This window comes from Mycobacterium simiae, from assembly GCF_010727605.1.
Classification (GTDB): Bacteria; Actinomycetota; Actinomycetes; order Mycobacteriales; family Mycobacteriaceae; genus Mycobacterium; species Mycobacterium simiae.
Genome location: NZ_AP022568.1, coordinates 4271600 through 4290963 on the forward strand (window position 1 = coordinate 4271600; position 19364 = coordinate 4290963).

The following is a 19364-nucleotide window of genomic DNA, read 5'->3' on the forward strand; positions in this document are numbered from 1 at the left end:
CCCCTTCGTCAGCGACCACGGAAATCCGGATCGCGCCGCTGCCGGAAGGCTTCCAGGCCCTCCTTGAAATCGAGTGTCCGACTGGATAACTCGAGATTGAACAGTTCCTGTGTCAGGGACTCACCCAGCGAGGTGTGCTGCCCGTAGTTCAGCGCTTGCTTGGCCATCCCGATCGCCACCGTCGGTCCGGTGGCCAGTCGGCCCAGCAGCTGCTCGGCGACGTCGTCCAGGTCCGCGGGCTCGACGGCCTGGTGAATCAATCCCCAGTCGGCCGCGTCCACACCGCGCACCTTTTCGCCGAGCAGCAGCATCCGGCGGGCCCGGGCCACGCCGGCCAGGCGGGGGAGCAGCCAGGTGGCGCCCGAGTCCGGGCTGAAACCGCGCTGCACGAACGGTTCCCAGAACACCGCGTCGGTGGCGGCGACAGCGAAATCGGCAGCCAGCGCGAGGTTGCAGCCCATCCCCACTGCCCAGCCGCGCACGCTGCACACGACCGGAAGCTGGATGCTGTGCACGAGCTCGATCACCCGGTGAGCGGCATGCGGGATCCTGCGCACCAGGCTGCCGGTGCGCGGACGTTCTGCGGCGCCGCTGTTGGAGCTCACCCAGTCGGCGCCCGCGCAGAAATCCCCGCCCGCCCCGCGCAGGTGTATCGCGCGCAACGAATCGTCGGCGGCGGCCTGTGTCAGCTCGCCGACCAGCGCGTGAATCATGAACTGCGTCAGCGAATTACGCCGCTGTGGGCGTTCGAGGGTAAGCCGTAGAATCGCGCCGTCGCGATGTGCGGTGACCGAACCCTCGGTGTCGGCCGCACCGGCGTCGTGACTCACCGTCGAACCGGCCTTTCTCAATGATACGGTTACCCATACAGTAGGCAATACGATTGGTACGCTGTACAAGTTATCAAGTAAACGCTGCCGACGGAACAACCGGGTCACACCCGGCGGAAGAGGGTCGCATGGGCGAAGGTACGCCGACGCGCAGGGATGACCCGAAATTCGGCGAGCTGCCCTTGGCTCAGACCGTGGCGGCCGCCGCCGCGATGCGCCGGCTGAGCTCGTTACTGCTGTCGCTGGAACATTCCCACCCGACGGTGGACGCCATGCTGGACAAGTTCGGGGAATGGGAAGACGAGCTGACGGCCGCGGCGCCGCCGGACAAGACGCCTCGCATCGGTGCGGTCGATGACGATCCGCGCCGCGTTTATCTCAATCACGCCACCGACATCGGCGCCTACAACCCGGCCTTCCCGGAGTACGAGTTCGATCACCTCGACCCCGACCGGGCCGCGGGCCGGGTGGTCTTCCCGCTGGTCTACGAGGGCCCACCGGGGCTGGTGCATGGCGGCTTCCTCGCTGTGTTTTTCGATTGCGTGATCCAGCATCACAGCTGCGTGATGGGACTGTCGGGCAAGACCCGCTCGCTCAATGTGTCGTTTCGCCGGCCCACGCCACTGCTGACCGAGCTGCGGTTCGACATCGTCCGGTCGCATGTCGAGCGTGGCATCGATTCGACGGCGCGCCTACTGCTCGCCGACGAAGTGCTGTGCATCGGCGAGGTCAATACCCTGGCGTCGCAACCGGAGAAGCTGACCGGATACGAATTCGGCAGGCGGCGAAAGGAGTCCGCGAGATGACCGCCTCGAGCCAGGATCGGGTGCTGTTCGAGGTGGATTCCGCGCGGCGCATCGCGACGATCACACTGAACAATCCCAGGCAGCGCAACTCTTATGACGCCGCGATGCGGGAGGCCATCGGCCGCTGCCTGGACCAGGCGGCCGAGGACGACGACATCACGGTGGTACTGCTGCGCGGCGCGGAGGGTGTTTTCTCCACCGGCGCCGACATGAACAACGCCTACGGCTGGTATGGGGACAAGAGCAAGGGGCCCGGCGAATTCGCCAAACGCCGGCCGAGTCAGCGTCGACGACTCGCCGTGGACCGCAAGTCATTTGGCTTCTACCACAACTTCATGGGTTTCCCCAAGGTCACGGTGGGGGAGATCTCCGGCTACGCCCTCGGTGGCGGTTTCGAGATGGCGCTGATGACCGATATTTCGGTGATCGCCCGCGATACCAAGATCGGGATGCCGGCGACGCGCTTTCTGGGTCCGGCGCTCGGCAGCTTGCACATGTTCTTCCACCGACTGGGGCCGGTCTTGGCGCGGCGGCTGCTGCTGACCGGTGACGTCATCGCGGCCGGCGAGATCGAGCATCTTGGAATCTTCACCGACACCTGCGATCCCGGCGCCGTGACCGCGCGCGCCCGGTATTGGGCCGAGAAGGCGGCAAAGATGCCTGCCGACGGTGTCGTGATCGCCAAGGAGGCGTTCCGGCTCGTCGAGCAGACCCAGGCCTACAACGGTGAGGAAGTGGCGAGCTATCTATTCCACGCCTACGGCACCAACCTGCAATTCGAGCCGGATGAGTTCAACTTCGTCAAGACGCGCGCCCAGCACGGGACCAAGGAGGCGTTCCGGCTGCGTGACGAACACTTCCACGTGCCTGAACCCGAAGGCTGACAATCCGTTTCGAGGGGACTAGCGTTCGGCGGTCGTTTTAAGGCGGGGGGACGACCTCGCCGACTTGCGCGGCCGGGAATTCGATTTGGCCTTCGCTCCCTCTTCGATCAGCCGGCCGGCGTGGTCGAGGATGCAGGTGAGGCCGTACTCGAAGTTCGTCTCATCGGGTGCCCCGATCCGGTGCCCTATCCGGCTCACCTGGGCCAGCAGTGGCGTCTTCTCCGGGTCGATCGAGACGGCGTCTTCGATGGCGCGTGAGCCGACATCCGAGGACTGGTTCTTCTCGTATAGCCGCTGCAGGACCACCGAGCCACGGACGTGTACGGACACCGCGGAGTAGGTGTCGAAGGCGTCTTCCGGCGACAGGCCGGCCTCGACCAGATTGGCGATCGCCTTCTCCATCTCCTGCGCACCCAGCCGGGCGGCCTTGGGACTCAGCGCCGCGCGGATCAAAATCAGGTCGCACAGAATGGGATTGCCCATGAAGGTCTTACGCATCAAGCGTGCGTGATTGCGCAGGGTTTCTCGCCAATCGCTGGCTTCTACGTACGGCGTGGCGAACACGTACTTGCTCAGCGCGCGGTCGGTCATCGCGTTGAGCAAGTCGTCCTTCTTCCGGAAGTACCAGTAGATGCTCGTCACTCCGACGCCGAGGTGTTTGCCGAGCAGCGGCATGCTCAGGTTGTCGATCGACACCTGTTCCGCGAGTTCGAATGCGCCGCTGATGATGTCGTCGGGGTTGATGGACCCGCGTTCGCGTCGTTGACGCTTATCAGCGGTTGCCTGCTTTGCCACTACGGGCACCTCCATCAAACTGTATCCTGTACGAACGGTCTGCAGCCGGGCCGCCGACTGCGCCAAATCTATCGGCGTGTGTGCTCCCACCTGCACGTATATAGGCGTGTCGTCATTCGACGTATGACCGTCAACCGGGCTTTCGTATGCTTTTGCCTCTGCTACTGTAATACCTATCGTAGGCTTTTTGGTATATGAGGCTGGACGGGTAAAGGTGACCGGACGCATACCATCGGGTGGCTCATCGAGACGGCCGCGGATCTCGCCGTGAATCTGGGTCTGGTCAATGCTACGGCGACTGTCGCCGGCGGTAGCCGCGACATGGGTGTGGCGACGGCCCGGTGTTTGGCCGAGGACGGTGCCCGGCTGGCGTTGGTCAACGTGGTGTCGCCAGCTGCCGCGCGCCGGTCTGCCGAATGAGATCGGCCCTGTGGTCGCGCTCCTGGCCTCCCGCCGTAATTCCTACCTGACCGGCGACAATATCAACGTTGACGGTGGATCGACTTCATCTGACGTCAAATCGGTTGGCCGACAGAAGGAGTGAATTGTGGCGACTGCGGCGCAGGCGCGCACCTGGGCGCCCGGAGCTTTGCGTGGCATCGGGGACTCCTTGTACACGCCGTTTCGCGGGACCGACGGCGACGACATCGACTGGGACGCATACCGGACGTTGGTGCGTTACTGCGTCGGTGACCTTGGGCACCCGATGTTGTGGTGCACCAGCGGCATTGCCGAATTCTGGTCGTTGACCATCGACGAGCGCAAACGTCTGCTCGAGGTGGCGATCGAGGAATCGCATGCCATCAATCCCGACGTCGTGGTGCAGGCCTGCACGGCGGCGATGTCGGCGAAGGACTGCGTCGACTTGACGCGCCACGCCCAGCAGGTGGGCGCCGACATCGCCTACATCCAAACACCGATGATGGAGGCGCACGGCGGCGAAGGTGTCTTGCGGTTCTTCAAATATGTGGCCGGGCATACGGATATCGCCTTGGGTATGTTCAACTCGCCATCTTCGGGCTATGTGCTGACCCCGGCTGAGGCCGCCCGGATATATCACGAGGTGCCCGCGGTATGCGCCACCAAAGAAGGCGCGTTCCGGCCGGCGAATAGTCGGATGCTCCATGAACTGGCGCCCGGCCTGCTGGTGTGGGAGTGCGACCAGACGGTGTACCGGGCGGGCTGGCTGCGCGACGGGATCGTGTGCCCGGCGCAGCTGGGCACCGCATGCTATCTCTTCGAAACGCCGCAGCGGCGGCTATTCACCGACTATTGGGAACTGGTGTCGTCCGACAAGCTGGTCGAGGCAATGGATTACGCCCGAGACAGTGGCTTGGATCAATTCCATCTCGACCTCGGCCCGTGGTGGACGTGTTACCCGGCGCGATCGGACTACTTCACCCACTGGGGTGGCGCCTTCAAATACGCCGCCTCGCTACTCGGCCTGCCGATCGGCGACTACCCGCACTCGCGGCCTCCGCAGGCGGAGCTACCGGGCGAGGCCAAAGCCCAGATGCAAGCGGCCTACCGCCGACTAGGCCTGATCGCCTGAGGGTCGCCGGATAAGGCCTGGCGGGGGTTGGTTGGGCTAATCCTGCTCAGCGCGTTCACGTGCCTCGTGCACCTTCGCCTCGGCCCGCGCTCGCCGCGCCTGAGCTTCCTTCTTTCCGGCTTTGCGCAGCGCCGCTGCCTTGTCCTGGCGAGCTTGACCTTCGCTGATCCAATCATTGCGGCCTGCGACCGTGCCCACGACTTCTTTTGCCTTACCGATCACGTCGTCCACGACGCCCCTGATGACGTCAACCATCGGCGCTCCCTCCTCCTGCCTGTTGGGTGCCTTCGTTACCTCTTCCCGATCGGTCACGGAAGGAAAACGCCACCGGAACGTGGCGCTCGCCACACTATGTGGCGTGCTCAGTGCGCCGGCTGGTTCGCCGTCGCTTCCGCTGCGGCGGCGTCCGGCTGGGGCTGCCCGGTGTGGCGTTGCCGGCGTCGGGCCCACAGCGCGAGACCCGCCACGGCGCCTATCGATCCCGCCGTGGCCAGAAATTGGATTGCCGTCCAAGTGAGCTCGACTCGCACGAGCGCCGTACGGGCCTGCCGCATCCGCTGCACGACGGCTTTGGCTGTCGACTTCACTGCTGGTCCCTTTCGCTGCCGGGGTATGCACGTCAATGCTCCGATAACCCGCCACCAGGCCGGCCCAAACCGCGCAGTGGCGCGCAGCACCCCTGGCGGGCCCGAAACTGCCTGTTTGGCATTGGTTCAGGCGGGCGCGGGCACAGTTGTGGAATGCAGTACCGATAGGTATACAGTATGGGTACAAAGCGCACCGAAACCCGTCGTCAAAGCATGAGGAGGTGCTGCGGAAGATGTCCGGCAGCGGTGGTGCCTCCCCGGCCTTTCAAGCCGGCGACGCGGTGCTCTACGAGGCCACCGACACCGGTGTCGCCGTGGTGACTCTCAATCGCCCGGAGCGTCTCAACGCTTGGGGCCCCGACATCGCCGCCGGGTTCTACGCCGCCATCGATCGCGCGGAAAACGATCCCGCAATACGGGTGATCGTGCTGACCGGCCGGGGCCGGGGGTTTTGCGCAGGCGCCTACCTGGGTGGGCCGGGCGACGCGGACAAGGTCGGCGACTCCATGGGGCAGGCCGGGCAGACGGATCTCGCCGAACTCGTCGGCGACCGGCCACCCCACTTCCTGACCATGCTGCGCAAGCCCGTCATCGCGGCGATCAACGGTTCGTGCGTGGGCATCGGATTGACCCAGGCACTAATGTGCGACGTCCGCTTCGCCGCTGCCGGTGCCAAGTTGGGTGCGGTGTTCGCCCGCCGCGGGCTGATCGCCGAATTCGGCATTTCGTGGATTCTTCCCCGGCTGACCAGTATGGGGATTGCGCTCGACCTGCTGCTGAGCGCGCGCACCTTTCTCGCCGAGGAAGCCGCCGAGCTTGGCCTGGTCAAGGAGGTCGTCGCGGCGGACGATCTGATGAAGCGGGTGCTGGAATACGCCGAAAACATGGCGGCCAATTGTTCGCCCGCGTCGATGGCGGTGATCAAGCGTCAGGTGTACGCCGACACCACTCGCGACGTTGCGGAGGCCAACGGCCAATCCGAAATCCTGGTGCGGGAGGCGATGTCACGTCCGGACGTCATCGAGGGGATCACCAGTTTCCTTCAGAAACGGCGCCCGCAGTTTGCTGCGCTCAATTCCCAACACGCGTGATACCGGGGAAGGACGACCATGAATGGCTTGGGCTACAAGGCGATTGACGTCGACAACCACTACTACGAACCGCTGGATGCGTTCACCCGCCATCTGGACAAGGCGTTCAGGACCCGTGGTGTGCAGATGGTCACTCAAGGCAAGCGCACCTTGGCCGTCATCGGGGGCCGGGTCAACCACTTCGTTCCGAACCCGACCTTCGATCCGATCATCGTGCCGGGCTGCCTGGACCTGTTGTTCCGGGGGGAGATCCCCGAAGGCGTTGATCCGGCGTCGCTGATGAAGGTCGAACGGCTCAGCGAGCACCCGGAGTATCAGAACCGCGATGCGCGCATCGCGGTAATGGACACCCAGGACATCGAGACGGTCTTCATGCTGCCGACGTTCGCGTGTGGGGTAGAGGAGGCGCTCAAGCACGACATCGAGGCGACGATGGCGTCGGTGCACGCGTTCAACTTATGGCTTGACGAGGACTGGGGCTTCGATCGCCCGGATCACCGGATCATCAGCGCGCCCATCATCTCACTCGCCGACCCCGAAAAGGCGCTCGAAGAGGTCGAGTTCGTGATGGGCCGCGGCGCCAAGCTGGTGCTGGTGCGCCCGGCGCCGGTGCCCGGCTTGGTCAAGCCGCGCTCTCTCGGGCATCCCAGCCACGACCCGGTCTGGGCGCGGCTGGCGGAGGCCGGTGTCCCGGTCGGATTCCACCTCAGCGACAGTGGTTATCTGCACATCGCGGCGGCGTGGGGTGGCAAGTCGACATTCGAGGGGTTTGGCGCCAAGGACCCGCTGGACAACGTGCTGCTCGATGACCGCGCCATTCACGACACGATGGCCTCGATGATCGTGCACGGGGTGTTCACCCGCCACCCGAAACTCAAGGCGGTCAGCATCGAAAACGGTTCGTACTTCGTCCATCGGCTGATCAAGCGCCTGAAGAAGGCGGCCAATACCCAACCGCGCGACTTCCCCGAGGATCCGGTGCAACAGTTGCGCAACAACGTCTGGATCGCCCCTTACTACGAGGACAACCTGTCGGAGCTTGCCGAGGTCATCGGCGTCGACAAGATCCTGTTCGGCTCCGACTGGCCGCACGGCGAAGGTCTCGAGTCGCCGGTGTCATTCACCGACGAACTCACCGGCTTCAGCGAATCGGATGTCCGAAAAATTATGCGCAACAATGCGTTAGATCTGCTGGGCGTCAAAACACCAGTGCTGGCCTAAGGCGGCGCGATCCGTGAGCGAATGGACGATTGGCGCGGTTTTCGACGCCATCGCCGACGTCATTGGTGACCGCGTGATGACCGTGTGCGGACCCCGCCGCAGCACCTTCGCCGAGGTGGTGGGCAGAACCAGCCGATTGGCAAACTTTCTCAGCGCCAGCGGTTTCGGGGTGCACCACGAGCGACACGCCCTCAACCGCTGGGAGTGCGGCCAAGACCGCGTTGCGCTGCTGATGTTCAACGACTTGTATCCGGATGCCATGATCGCGTGCCTGAAGGCCCGAGTCGTCCCGGTCAACGTGAACTACAGCTATTCGCCGCGGGAGATCGGCGAACTATTTTCCTATGTCCGCCCGCGCGGAGTCATCTATCACCGCTCGCTGGGTGCTCGGTGCACCGACGTGCTACAGCGCGCGGGCATCGAGCTGCTCATCTCGGTCGACGACGGCAGCGACGCCGCCGAACTGCCGGGTGCGATATCGCTGAATGATGCAATGGCACAGGGGGATTCCGGTGACCCAGTGCCCGGTTCGCCGGATGATCTGATCATGATGTGCACGGGCGGCACTACCGGGCGGCCCAAGGGAGTGCTGTGGCGCCAAAGTGACATGTACGTCGCGTCGATGGTGGGCGCCGACCACGCCAGCGTCGACGAAATCCACGCGAAGGTCCGCGGCGGCGGACCGCCATGGTTCGCGGTATCGCCGCTGATGCATGCCGCCGGCCTGTGGACCACGTTCTCGGCGATCATGAACGGGTTGACCGCGGTGCTGTACGAGGGCCGCGGCACCCTGGATGCGCGCGCGGTGTGGGAGACCGCGCAGCGCGAGGCAGTGGGCATGATGACGATGGTGGGCGACGCCTACGCCGGGCCGCTGGTGGCCGAGTTGCACCGGGGCAGTTACGATTTGTCGTCGCTGAAAGCGATCGGGACCGGCGGGGCCGCAACCAATCCGAAGTTCAAGGCCGCGCTGATGGACAAAATCCCGCAGCTCACCATCATCGATGGCTACGGCTCGTCGGAATCCGGCAACATGGGTTTCGGGCACAGCCAGCGCGGCAGGCAGAGCGAGACCTTCGCGCTCCGCGAGGGCGGAGCGGTGGTGTCGGCAGATCGCAGCAGGTTCCTGCGGCCGGGCGACGCCGAGATCGGGTGGGTGGCCAGGAGCGGCCGGATCCCGCTCGGCTACTTCGACGACCGCGACGCCACCGAGCGCACCTTCCCCGAAATAGCCGGCACCCGGGTGGTGATCCCCGGCGATCGGGCCAGCATCGAGGAGGACGGCACCCTGCGTCTCTACGGCCGCGACTCCCTGGTGGTGAACACCGGCGGTGAAAAGGTTTTCGTCGAAGAGGTCGAAGAGGTGCTGCGCAGCCACCCTAGCGTCGCCGATGCGTTGGTGGTCGGACGGCCCAGCGACCGGTGGGGCCAGGAAGTCGTGGCGCTGGTCGCACTGGCCCCCGGCGCCGCCACCGTCGCGGAGGCTGACCTTGCGGCGCTGTGCAAGTCGCGGCTGGCGCACTTCAAAGCGCCCAAGGCGATCCTGTTCGTCGACCGGGTGCAGCGACTCGGCAACGGCAAGCCCGACTACCGATGGGCCAAACAGGCTGCGACAGAGCAGGTTGCGGCAGCCGTATTGGCCGGCGCCGAGGCGGAGGGATCCCGATGAGTGACAAGGCTATCGACTGCCTGGTCAACGTGCATTTCGGCGAGGCCGACTCGCAGCCCAGCTGGATGCTGCGGGTCCGCGACGACTACTTCAAGGGCCCACAATCGATGTTCGCACCGGTCGACCTGTCCGAGCTGATCGACGAGATGGACGCCCAAGGCGTGCGCAAGGCGATCCTGATGGATAACCTGGCCAGCCCGTCGACCACCGCGCGCAAGTTCGTCGAAGCCAAACCGGACCGCTTCGCCCTGGCGATGGGCGGACTCAACCTGCTGCGGCCGGTGGGGCCGCTGCGCGAATTGAGCGCCGTCGTCGCCGACCTGCCCGTCGCGTATGCCGTGGTGGGGCCGAGCTTTTGGGGCGATGGCCAGTACCCGCCGAGCGACGCCGTGTACTATCCGCTCTACGCCAAATGTGCAGAGCTGGACCTGCCGTTGTGCGTCAACACCGGAATTCCGGGACCGCCAATACCGGGCGACGTGCAAAACCCCATCCACCTCGACCGCGTATGCGTGCGATTCCCGGAACTGAAGCTGTGCATGATCCACGGCGCCGATCCGTGGTGGGACGTGGCGATCCGGCTGATGCTGAAATATGCGAATCTGCGCCTGATGACGTCGGCGTGGTCGCCCAAGCGGCTACCGGAGAGCCTGCTGCACTACATGCGGACCCGCGGTCCGAACAAAATCATCTATGCGTCGGACTGGCCGGTGTTGCGGATGCGTCGCGTGCTGCCCGAAGCCCGTGCCCTCGACCTACCGCCCGAGGTGTTGGACAACTACCTCTACAACAACGCACTCGCGTTCTTCTTCGGCGACCGTGCCTGAGCGACGACAGGAGCAGTGACGATGGACCGTTACGAATTGCGCAGGCTGGACTACAGTCTGTCCGAAGACCACGTGGATCTGCAGAACGCGTACAAACAGTTCTTCAAGACCCACTGCTCCATCGAAACAGTCCGTGCCGCAGAGCCTTCCGGGTTCGACAAGAACCTCTGGGAGCGACTGTGCGCCACGGGCGCTACCACGATGGCGCTGCCGGAGTCCTGCGGCGGCGACGGTGCGACGCTGGTCGACCTCACTCTGGTCGCCGAGGAGATCGGTCGATCACTGGCCCCCGTCCCCTGGATCGACCACGTCTGCGCGGCGCGGCTGCTCGGGCGCCTGGGCGCACTCGATGCGGGCACCGCCGGCGTGGCCGACGGCGAGCAGCTTGCGGGTCTCGATGCGCGACTCGACGCGGCGCCGGGAGTGCGCTTGATCCCGACCGGATCGATCGCGGACCACGTCATCGTCCGCGACGGCGACGAAGTGGTCCGCCTGACTTTCGGGACCCGCCCGGCCAAGGTCGACAACCTGGGCCGGTTGCCGATGGCCTGGGTCGATCCGGCCGCCGCCGACACCCGCATCATCGTCGCGGACGGACCCGAAGCGGTGGCCAACTATGAACGCGCGCTTGATGAATGGCGCTTGCTGACCGCGGCGGCGTTGGTCGGCCTGGTGGAGGAGGCAATGACGATCGCGGCCGAATTCGCCAAGACGCGGTACACCTTGGGGGTCCCGATCTCGACGCTGCAGGCCATCTCCCATCCGTTGGCCAACATGGCGATCACGGTGCAGGGCGGACGCAACCTCGCCCGGCGCGCGGCGTGGTTCCTGGACAACGAACCCGACGAGCGCGCCGAGCTGGCACCGTCGGCATTCGTCTTCATGGCCGAAGAGGCCGCCAAAGCGGCCACCATGGCCGTCCACATTCAAGGCGGACTTGGCGTTTCGGCTGAAGCCGCGGCAACCGCCTACCTGGTGCGGGCCCGGGGATGGCCGCTGGCTGCCGGTGACCCCGGTGCCACCGCCAAGCGTATCGCCGAGATCGTGACCGCCCGCGACAGTGCGGCCGCGCGCGCATAGGACAGGAGCGAGCAATGGACTTCTCCCGGGTGGAGCTTGCCGACGAAGACAGCGCGTTTCGCGACGAGGCCCGTGCGTTCCTGAAAACACATGTGACCGAAGAGGTGCGGCGTCGCGACCGCGAAACCGGTGACAATTTTGACGAGCGGGTGCACTTGGCGCTTGGTGCCGCCGGCTACCTGGCCCTGGAGTGGAAGCCGGAATCCGACGGCGGATTCACCCGGGTGCGCCGGCGAATCTGGGAATTGGAGAAGCGCCGCGCCCACGTGCCGTGGGTGACCTGGGGGACGACGGCCATGGTGGCGCGGTCAGTAGCCAAGTTCGGTTCGGCCGAGCTGCAAGCCCAGGTCATGCCGAAGGTCTTCACCGGCGAGGTCCGCCTGTGTCTGGGCTACACCGAGCCGGAGGGCGGCTCCGACATCGCCACCTGCAAGACGCGCGCCGTGCGTGACGGCGACGGCTGGGTGATCAACGGCTCGAAGATGTTCACCACCGGTGCCCACAACTGCCAGTACGTCTTCCTGATTACCAACACCGCCCCGGACGCGCCGAAGCACAAGAGCCTGACCATGTTCCTGGTTCCGCTCGACTCGCCGGGCATCGAAATCCAGGGCATCCGCACCGTGGACGGTGACCGGACCAACATCGTCTACTACAGCGATGTACGCGTCGACGACAAGTATCGGCTCGGCGAGGTGAACGCGGGCTGGACTGTGCTGCGTGAGCCGCTCAACACCGAGCACGGCGCCGTCGCGGCCGCACCCGACGGGTTGCAGGACACCTCGATCATGATGCACCAGGCGGGTTCGATGGCCACCGCGGTCGACAACGCCGTGGCGGCCGTGACGCGGCCGGACCCCCACGGGCGCAAACTCATCGACGACGGATCGGTGGCGTATCGGCTGGGTCGTTGCGTCGCTCGGCTGGAGGCGGCGTTGTCGTCGCCGAACATCTACGGCCGCGTCGCCATTGCCCAGACGATGCGCGACATCTCCCCGGACCTGATGGACATCCACGGGGCGGCAGCGGCGCTGCCGTTGGGCACCGACGGCGCGGCCGATGACGGCAGCGCCGAATACGTCTACCGATTCGCGCCCCTGGTCGGAATCTACGGCGGAACCCTGGAGGTGTTCCGCAACATGATCGGCCAGTACACGCTCGGCCTGGGTAAGCCCAACTACTCGGCGCCGGTGCAGAAAGTTTCCTGATCGTCGCCAGTGCCTGGCGTGTGACTCGTCGGCGTCCAGTGTCACGTCACGGCAACGTTTTCCGGCGTGTTGCCGCCCGCAGTGCACGTTCGAATGCGTCAGGTCGTCAAGATGGTCGCCGCGGCCGTGCCGGGGGCGCCGTACAGCTGAGTGAATCCGACCTTCGGATGCCCCAGCACCTGACGTTCGCCGGCCTGTCCGCGGAGCTGCCGCACGATTTCGTGGATCTGCCGCAGCCCGGAAGCCCCGATCGGCTCGCCGTTCGCGATCAGGCCTCCGTCGGTGTTGACCGGCATCGAGCCGCTGATCTCGGTAGCGCCGTCAACCAGCAGCTTCTCCTGCTCGCCGTGCTCGCAGAACCCGCACTCGGCCATGTGGATGATTTCGGCACCGGCGTCGGTGTCCTGTAGCTGAATCACATCGACATCACCGGGAGCCACACCAGCCTTCTCGAAAGCGCTGCGGGCCGCGTAAACGGTTGGCGCCAAGTCCTCTTCGACCGGCGCGAAGGTGGTGTTGACCTCGTAGGCGCCGTACCGGCGGGTGCGCACCTCCACCGCCCGCAGATAGACGGGCTTGGTGGTGTAGCGGTGCGCGATGTCGGCCCGGCACATCACCGCCGCGGCCGCTCCCTCGTCGGGTGCGCAGAACATGTATTGCGTCAGTGGGTAATTGAGCATCGCCGAGTTGAGGATGTCTTTCTCGGGGATCGGCTTGCGGCGAAACGCATTCGGGTTCAACGCACCGTTGCGGAAATTCTTGGCGGCCACCCTGGCGAGCGTCCGTTGGGAGACGTTGTTCTCGTGCAGGTAGCGGTTGGCTTTCATGCCAAAAAACTGAGTGGTCAGGTATTGCCCGTTCTCCGCATACCAGCGCGGCGTGCCCACCAACGCCGGATCCTCGGTGAATGCCCCGCGCGGGTGCTTGTCGAGGCCGATCGCGATGCCGATGTCGTAGTCGCCCAACCGAATTGCGTCGGCGCAGGCCTTCACCGCACTGGCCGCGGTCGCGCACGCGTTGAACACGTTGGTGAAGGGAATCCCGGTCAGGCCGACCATGCCGACGATGGCGTCCGGGTTGGCGACCGTCCAACTCCCACCGGTGGCGAGCTGGATATCTCGCCACGCGACGCCGGCGTCGGCGACGGCCGCCAGGATGGCGTCGACACCCATCTGCATCGCCGACTTCCCCTCGAAGCGGCCGAACGGATGCAGACCCACCCCGATGATCGCGACGCCGTTCATCGGTGACCGCTGCTCACGCGATGGCCCCCGATTCCTTGAGCGCTTCGATTCGGTCCCAGTCCATACCGAGCTCCATCAGTACGAGCTCGGTATGTTCGGAGGCCTGTGGTGCCCTGGAGGTCTGCAGCGGTTCATGGTTGAACTGCACCGGGCCGCGCACGACCTTGAACGGTTCGCCACCGCTGGCCAGCTCGACCTCGGCGATCATGTCGTTGGCCAGGGCCTGGTCGTCGTTGGCCAGGTCCAGCAAGCTCTGGAACGGAGCCCACTGGCCCTTCATCGTTTTGAGGTGCTGTCGCCAATAATCGAAAGGCTTGGCGGCAAAGGCTTTCGAGATGAGTTCGGCGGCCGCGCTGGCGTTCTGGATCAACGGCAGCACCTCGGAGAAGCGTGGATCGTCGGCGGCCTCGGGGATGCCGAGATGTTCGAAGGTGTCCCGGATGAGGCCGGTCGGGCTGATGATGCACAGGTTGATGGTGCCGCCGTCGGATGTCTCGTAGTTGCCCATGAACGGATTCACCGACATCGCGGTGGCCGTGCCCGGCATCGGCGTGCGCATGACCTCCCCGGTCTCCATGCCTTGCGTCATGCTGGCCCCGGCCGCCCACCAGGCGGTGCTCAACAGCGATACGTCGAGTTCGATCGCCTCCCCGGTGCGTTCACGGTGCAGCAACGCCGCCGAGATGCCGCCCGCGATGAACATGCCGCCGATCGAATCGCCGAACGCGGGGATGCCTTGTCCCAGTGCGCCGCCCAGCCCCTCGGGCGTCAGCGCGTAGCCGATACCGCTGCGGGTCCAGAACGCCGTCCCGTCGTAGCCCCCGACGTTGCGTTCGGCGCCCTTGTCGCCGTACGCCGAACCGCGCGCGTACACGATGTTCGGATTCACCGCGCGAATGTGCTCGAGGTCGAATTTGTTCTTCTGCCGCTGGGCGGGCATGTAATTGGTTAAAAACACGTCCGAGGTCTTGGCCAGTTCATAGATGACTTCCTGCCCGCCTGGCGTGGACACGTCGATCCCGACGCTGCGCTTGCCGCGGTTGGGGTGCTCCATCAGCGGGTGCCGGTCCGGGTTGACCTGAATGCCGCCCATGTTCAGAAAACCTCGCTGCGTGTCACCGCGTGCCGGGTGCTCGACCTTGATGACGTCGGCGCCCCAATCAGCCAGGATTGCGCCCGCGGCGGGGACGAACGTGAACTGCGCAACCTCGAGGACGCGAAAACCCTGCATTACCTTGACCATCTGGGCATCAACTCCTACTTGACGTCGAAAGTTACGGGCAGCGCCGTCGGCGAACGAAAAGGTTGCCCGTGGATGTGCGGGTCCTCGTCGGTGAGCAGGGTGAAGTTGGTCAGCCGACTCAGCAGGCATTCGAGCGCGACGCGGGTCTCCAACCGCGCCAGATGCAGACCGAGGCAGGTGTGCTCGCCGGCCGCGAATGAGATGTGCGGGACCGCCTTGCGGAAGATGTCGAATTGTTCCGCTCGCTCCCAACGCTTTTCGTCGCGGTTGGCCGACCCGATGCACACACCGACCACCGAGCGTGCCGGGATGCTCACGCCTTCTAGCTCGACGTCCTCGGTGGTGAACCGTTGCACGGTGGTCAGCGGCGTCTCGAAGCGCAGGCCTTCCTCGATCGCCTGGCCGATCAGCCCGTGATCGGCTTGTACCGCGGCGAATTGATCGGGATGGCTGAGCAACAGGTACAGCAGATTGCCTGAGGACCGGTAGGTGGTTTCCAGCCCGGCGGGCAGCAGCAGCCGCAAGAACGAATAGATAGCCTCGTCGCTGAGCTTTTCGCCGTCGATCTCGGCGCCGACCAAATCGCCGATGATGTCTTGGGTCGGTCTGCAGGTGGGTCTGGACTTGCGCTGCTCGATCTGCTCGATGAAGTAATCCTTCAGCGCCGCCGACGCTTCGAAGGCCTTCTCGTAGTCGACGTGGTAGCTGATCAATTGCACGGCCCGCTTGCGGAACACCGGCAGATCCTCGTCGGGCAACCCCAACAGCCGGGCGATGACGCGGGTGGGAAATTCGAAGGTGAAGTTGCGGATCAGGTCCGCGCGGCCGGTCTCGACGAATTCCTCGATCAACGCGTTGCAGATCGGGCGGACGATGGTCGGCTCCCACTGCGCCAGTGCCTTGGACTTGAAAGCCGCCGACACCAGGTTTCGGTGTTCGCGGTGGGTCTTGCCCTGCATCGCCAGGATGGTCGGGCCGATGAACAGGCCGATCGTCTTGTCGTACGGCTTGGAGCTGAACACCCGGCCGTCGCGAAAGGCGGTGTTGACGGCGTGGAATGACACCGCGGAGTACTCGTTCTTGGGTCGCAAAGACTCGGGTGTCTTGGTGTAGTCCATCACCGTTCCGTGGAAGACACCGGACCGGCGACGACGGTAGGCGAAGTATGGGTAGGGGTCACGCAGATCGACGGTGCGGTCGCCGGGGGTTTCAACGTCGGTCGTCACCGAGATCTCCAGCATCGTCGACGGAACGGGCAGCATTGCGTAAGATCATACTGTAGTTCTTACAGTAGACAATATGAGCGCAGCCGTCCCTGCGGTGCCGCTCGAGGCGGAAGCTCGGGGTGCAACTCGCCACCACCGTCGCTTCCGCCGTGGTGCAACGATTCGGATCGGCAGGCGCGCCGGGTCAGGCGGAAAAGAAGTTCACGAGCGCGGCGGTGGTCTCGTCGGGCAGCGCTTCAGGGAAGAAGTGTCCCGATGGCATCGTCGTCGCGGTGACAGTTGCGGCGCATTGGGCTTGCCAGAGGGCGTACGCATCGAAGAGTCGATGTACCACTCCGTTTTCGGCGATGAGAACCTGCGTGTCGCAGCCGATTCGATGCCCGTCATCGCGACTCTGCTGGTCGTGCTCGAGGTCGATGCCCGCGCTGGCCCGGTAGTCCTCTGCGGTGCTGTGCAGCGTTTCTGGTGTGCAAAAAACGCGTTCGTACTCGGCGACCACGTCGCGTTCCAGGTAGTCGCCGTTCCCGCCGGAGAATTGTCGCAGCACGACGGCCAAGTAGGCGGCCGGGTTACCTCCGATGAGAGCCTCAGGCAGCGGGCTGGGCTGGATGAGCAGGAACCAGTGAAAGTAGGCGGTCGCGAATTCTCTGCTGGTGGCCCTGTACATGTCGAGGGTGGGGGCGACGTCCAACAGGGACAGCTTCCTGACACGGTGTGGGTGGTCGAGCGCCAGGCGGGCTGCGACGCGTGCGCCGCGGTCGTGCCCGCAGAGGTAGAACGAGTCCCGCCCGAGCTGGTCGATGACCGCCACGAGGTCGTTGGCCATGGTCCGCTTGCTGTAGTTGCTGTGATCGGGGAGTCCGACTGGTTTGGCGGAGGCGCCGTAGCCACGCAGGTCGGGCAGGACAATAAAGTAGCGCTCTTGGAGCCGCTGCGCGATATGGCGCCACATCAGGTGCGTCTCCGGGTAACCGTGCACGAGTAGTAGTGCGTCGCCGTCGGGGTTGCCGCCCCAGCGTGCGTAGATGGAGGTTCCGTCGCTATCGAAGATTCCGGCGTCGAACCCTGGGAACCACCGCGAATCCGTGTGTGCGGCATCCTGTTTCGACGTGCCGCGGTCGTCAGATCCTTCCGTGGATCCAGCTGCGGAGTCCGTGAACCCATCGTGCTCGGTCGAGTAGGGCACCGAACAGTTCCTCCATTCGGCGCACCAGCGCCTTCCCGATCACCGCGCGCCCCGCAACGGTGCCACACGAAAAAGGTTTACCGGGGACCGGCCCGATTCCCACGCGTCATCGTAAGAGCCGCCACCGATGTCCGCTCACTCGCTGGCTGAAATCGCTCGCTGTCTACCTACTTTTCTGACGAACTTTTCTGACGAACCAGGCGTTGCCAGACGTTCGGCGGCCTTGCGGGTCACTCTTCGCCGCCCGCCTCGCTGACGGCCTGCTCGCGTGCCCAGCGGTAGTCGGCCTTGCCCGACGGGCTGCGTTCGATCGCGCGACGAAACACTACTGCCTTGGGCAGCTTATAGCGGGCCAACGACTTGGCGGCGTGGCCGACCAGTTCGTCGGCTTCGGCGTGCGCACCTTCGGCGAGAGCGACCACCGCGACGACCTCCTGGCCCCAGCGTTCGCTTGGCCGTCCGGTAACCACCACGTCGGCCACCGCGGGATGCGAGGCTATCGCGGTTTCGACCTCCTCGACGAAGATCTTCTCGCCGCCGGAGTTGATCGTCACCGAATCACGGCCCAGCAATTCGATGTTTCCGTTCTTGTGGTGGCGTGCCCGGTCGCCCGGAATCGCGTATCGCACGCCGTCGATCACGGGGAAGGTCGCGGCGGTCTTGGTCGCGTCACCCTTGTATCCGAGCGGAACGTAGCCGCGCTGCGCCAACCAGCCGATCCCGTCGTGGCCCGGTGGCAGGATCGATGACAAGTCCTCGGCCGCTACGAACGTGTCCGGGCCGGCGTTGAAGGTACCGGTGGACACCGCCCCGGAGGCGGACAGGTGATGCATTTGCGCGCCCGTCTCCGACGATCCGACGCCGTCCACGACAACCACATTGGGCAGGGCCTCGATCAACCGTTCCTTGACGAAGGGAGTTAGCAGGGCGCCGCCGTTGGCGATCACGGCCAGCGAGGAGACGTCGGGTGCGCCGTCGTCGCGGGTCTGCTCAATCGCGGCGAGCAACGGTCGGGCCATCGCGTCTCCGACCACTGTCACCACCGATACCCGTTCCCGCTCGATCGTGCGCACCACATCGTCAGCGTCCAAACGATCGACCACCGTGGGGAAGACGACGGACTGCCCGGTGGTGAGCGCGGTCATCACACTCCACTGCGCCGCTCCGTGGATCAGCGGCGGCAAGATCATCAACTTGGTACCGGGCCCGGCCGTCACTCGCGCCACGATCTCATCGACCGAGCCGGCGGGTTCGCCGGTCATCAGGTTGCGTCCTCCGAAGGAGGTCATAAAGATGTCGTGCTGACGCCACAACACGCCCTTCGGCATGCCCGTGGTACCGCCGGTGTACAGGACGTACAGGTCGTCCGGCGAATGCTGCACCGGCGGCGGATCGGACGGACTCGACCCGATAATGGTCTCGTAATCCACTGCGCCGTGGATCAAGTCGTTGCCAGAGTCGTCGGCAATCTGAATCAGCACCCGCAATCGGGGCAGATCGGGCAGCACCTCGGCCACCCGCGGCGCGAACGCGGCGTGATAGACCAGGGCGGTGGCACCCGAATCCGCCAGCAGGTATTGCAATTCGCTCTTGACGTAGCGGAAATTGACGTTGAAGGGGGCCACCCGGGCAGTGAAGGCGCCGAGCAGCGATTCGACGAATTCGTTTCCGTTGTAGGCGTAGAGGCCGAGCAGGTCCTGACCGGTCTCATGCCCGGCAAGCGCGGAGCGCTCGGTGTGGCAGCCAAGGCCCCGGGAGTGTAGGTAGGCGGCGAGACGGTTGGACCGCTCGATGGTCTGCGCATAGCTCAAGCGCCGATCGCCCTGGATGAGCAACTCGCGGTCGCCGATCGCGGCGGCGACGGCCTGGGCGACGGCGGGGACCGTGAATTGTGTAGCGGTGTCGGACATCAGAC

The 19364-nt window shown here is 65.1% G+C and carries 19 protein-coding genes and 1 pseudogene; 11 read left to right on the top strand and 9 right to left on the bottom strand.

Annotated elements, in window-relative coordinates:
- Window positions 1-8: 8 nt before the first annotated feature.
- Window positions 9-830, bottom strand: coding sequence for an enoyl-CoA hydratase-related protein (locus G6N33_RS20035; protein ID WP_044507262.1), 822 nt, complete (start codon window positions 828-830; stop codon window positions 9-11).
- Between the two features lie 128 nt (window positions 831-958).
- On the opposite strand from G6N33_RS20035, the gene G6N33_RS20040 reads away from it, so the two are divergent.
- Both G6N33_RS20040 and G6N33_RS20045 read left to right on the top strand, forming a co-directional pair.
- Window positions 959-1636 (top strand): hotdog family protein, encoded by a 678-nt coding sequence (locus tag G6N33_RS20040; RefSeq protein WP_044507261.1) that lies wholly within the window; start codon window positions 959-961, stop codon window positions 1634-1636.
- Window positions 1633-2520, top strand: a complete 888-nt coding sequence (locus G6N33_RS20045; RefSeq protein WP_044507259.1) for an enoyl-CoA hydratase/isomerase family protein — start codon at window positions 1633-1635, stop codon at window positions 2518-2520. The genes G6N33_RS20040 and G6N33_RS20045 overlap by 4 nt, the downstream gene beginning before the upstream one ends.
- A gap of 18 nt (window positions 2521-2538) precedes the next feature.
- Here the strand turns inward: G6N33_RS20045 and G6N33_RS20050 are convergent, their stop codons facing one another.
- Window positions 2539-3330, bottom strand: a complete 792-nt coding sequence (locus G6N33_RS20050) for a TetR/AcrR family transcriptional regulator (RefSeq protein ID WP_061559764.1) — start codon at window positions 3328-3330, stop codon at window positions 2539-2541.
- A 252-nt stretch (window positions 3331-3582) separates the two neighbouring features.
- Between G6N33_RS20050 and G6N33_RS20055 the strand changes: the two genes are divergently transcribed.
- The 3 genes and pseudogenes from G6N33_RS20055 (at window position 3583) to G6N33_RS20065 (ending at window position 4867) form a co-directional block, all read left to right on the top strand.
- The gene (locus tag G6N33_RS20055; protein WP_163771421.1) at window positions 3583-3735 is read left to right on the top strand and encodes a hypothetical protein; all 153 of its coding nucleotides are present in this window, start codon (window positions 3583-3585) and stop codon (window positions 3733-3735) included.
- Window positions 3710-3859, top strand: a pseudogene (locus G6N33_RS20060) (SDR family oxidoreductase); the annotation flags it as partial. The gene G6N33_RS20055 and the pseudogene G6N33_RS20060, both read left to right, overlap by 26 nt.
- Window positions 3860-3862: 3 nt before the next feature.
- Window positions 3863-4867, top strand: a complete 1005-nt coding sequence (locus G6N33_RS20065; RefSeq protein ID WP_044507255.1) for a dihydrodipicolinate synthase family protein — start codon at window positions 3863-3865, stop codon at window positions 4865-4867.
- A 36-nt stretch (window positions 4868-4903) separates the two neighbouring features.
- On the opposite strand, the gene mbp1 is transcribed toward G6N33_RS20065, so the two are convergent.
- Window positions 4904-5122 (bottom strand): microaggregate-binding protein 1, encoded by a 219-nt coding sequence (gene mbp1, locus G6N33_RS20070; RefSeq protein ID WP_044507254.1) that lies wholly within the window; start codon window positions 5120-5122, stop codon window positions 4904-4906.
- A 107-nt stretch (window positions 5123-5229) separates the two neighbouring features.
- On the bottom strand, window positions 5230-5454 hold the full coding sequence (locus tag G6N33_RS20075) for a hypothetical protein (RefSeq protein ID WP_044507252.1): 225 nt from the start codon (window positions 5452-5454) through the stop codon (window positions 5230-5232).
- A gap of 233 nt (window positions 5455-5687) precedes the next feature.
- On the opposite strand from G6N33_RS20075, the gene G6N33_RS20080 reads away from it, so the two are divergent.
- The 6 genes from G6N33_RS20080 to G6N33_RS20105 are packed head-to-tail and all read left to right on the top strand — an operon-like array spanning window position 5688 to window position 12550.
- A complete protein-coding gene (locus G6N33_RS20080; protein WP_044512149.1) occupies window positions 5688-6545 on the top strand; it encodes an enoyl-CoA hydratase in 858 nt (285 codons plus the stop codon).
- 18 nt (window positions 6546-6563) lie between these two features.
- On the top strand, window positions 6564-7766 hold the full coding sequence (locus G6N33_RS20085) for an amidohydrolase family protein (RefSeq protein ID WP_044507251.1): 1203 nt from the start codon (window positions 6564-6566) through the stop codon (window positions 7764-7766).
- A 13-nt stretch (window positions 7767-7779) separates the two neighbouring features.
- Window positions 7780-9435 (top strand): acyl-CoA synthetase, encoded by a 1656-nt coding sequence (locus G6N33_RS20090; protein WP_101528553.1) that lies wholly within the window; start codon window positions 7780-7782, stop codon window positions 9433-9435.
- Window positions 9432-10262: an amidohydrolase family protein gene (locus G6N33_RS20095; protein ID WP_044512146.1), complete on the top strand. Its 831-nt coding sequence runs from the start codon at window positions 9432-9434 to the stop codon at window positions 10260-10262. Before G6N33_RS20090 ends, G6N33_RS20095 begins: the two co-directional genes overlap by 4 nt.
- Window positions 10263-10283: 21 nt before the next feature.
- Window positions 10284-11342 carry an acyl-CoA dehydrogenase family protein gene (locus G6N33_RS20100; protein ID WP_044507249.1) on the top strand — a complete coding sequence of 353 codons (1059 nt, stop codon included), beginning with the start codon at window positions 10284-10286 and terminating at the stop codon, window positions 11340-11342.
- A 14-nt stretch (window positions 11343-11356) separates the two neighbouring features.
- Window positions 11357-12550, top strand: coding sequence for an acyl-CoA dehydrogenase family protein (locus G6N33_RS20105; protein WP_044507247.1), 1194 nt, complete (start codon window positions 11357-11359; stop codon window positions 12548-12550).
- Between the two features lie 98 nt (window positions 12551-12648).
- Here G6N33_RS20105 and G6N33_RS20110 read toward each other — a convergent pair whose 3' ends face one another.
- The 5 genes from G6N33_RS20110 to G6N33_RS20130 all read right to left on the bottom strand — a co-directional run bounded on the left by G6N33_RS20110 (window position 12649) and on the right by G6N33_RS20130 (window position 19359).
- On the bottom strand, window positions 12649-13794 hold the full coding sequence (locus G6N33_RS20110) for a thiolase family protein (RefSeq protein ID WP_044507245.1): 1146 nt from the start codon (window positions 13792-13794) through the stop codon (window positions 12649-12651).
- Window positions 13795-13807: 13 nt separating this feature from the next.
- On the bottom strand, window positions 13808-15025 hold the full coding sequence (locus G6N33_RS20115) for a CaiB/BaiF CoA transferase family protein (protein WP_044512144.1): 1218 nt from the start codon (window positions 15023-15025) through the stop codon (window positions 13808-13810).
- A gap of 26 nt (window positions 15026-15051) precedes the next feature.
- Window positions 15052-16278, bottom strand: coding sequence for a cytochrome P450 (locus G6N33_RS20120; RefSeq protein WP_044512143.1), 1227 nt, complete (start codon window positions 16276-16278; stop codon window positions 15052-15054).
- A 169-nt stretch (window positions 16279-16447) separates the two neighbouring features.
- Window positions 16448-17449 (bottom strand): alpha/beta fold hydrolase, encoded by a 1002-nt coding sequence (locus G6N33_RS20125; protein ID WP_196806382.1) that lies wholly within the window; start codon window positions 17447-17449, stop codon window positions 16448-16450.
- Window positions 17450-17679: 230 nt separating this feature from the next.
- A complete protein-coding gene (locus G6N33_RS20130) occupies window positions 17680-19359 on the bottom strand; it encodes an acyl-CoA synthetase (protein ID WP_044507244.1) in 1680 nt (559 codons plus the stop codon).
- Between the last annotated feature and the right edge of the window lie 5 nt (window positions 19360-19364).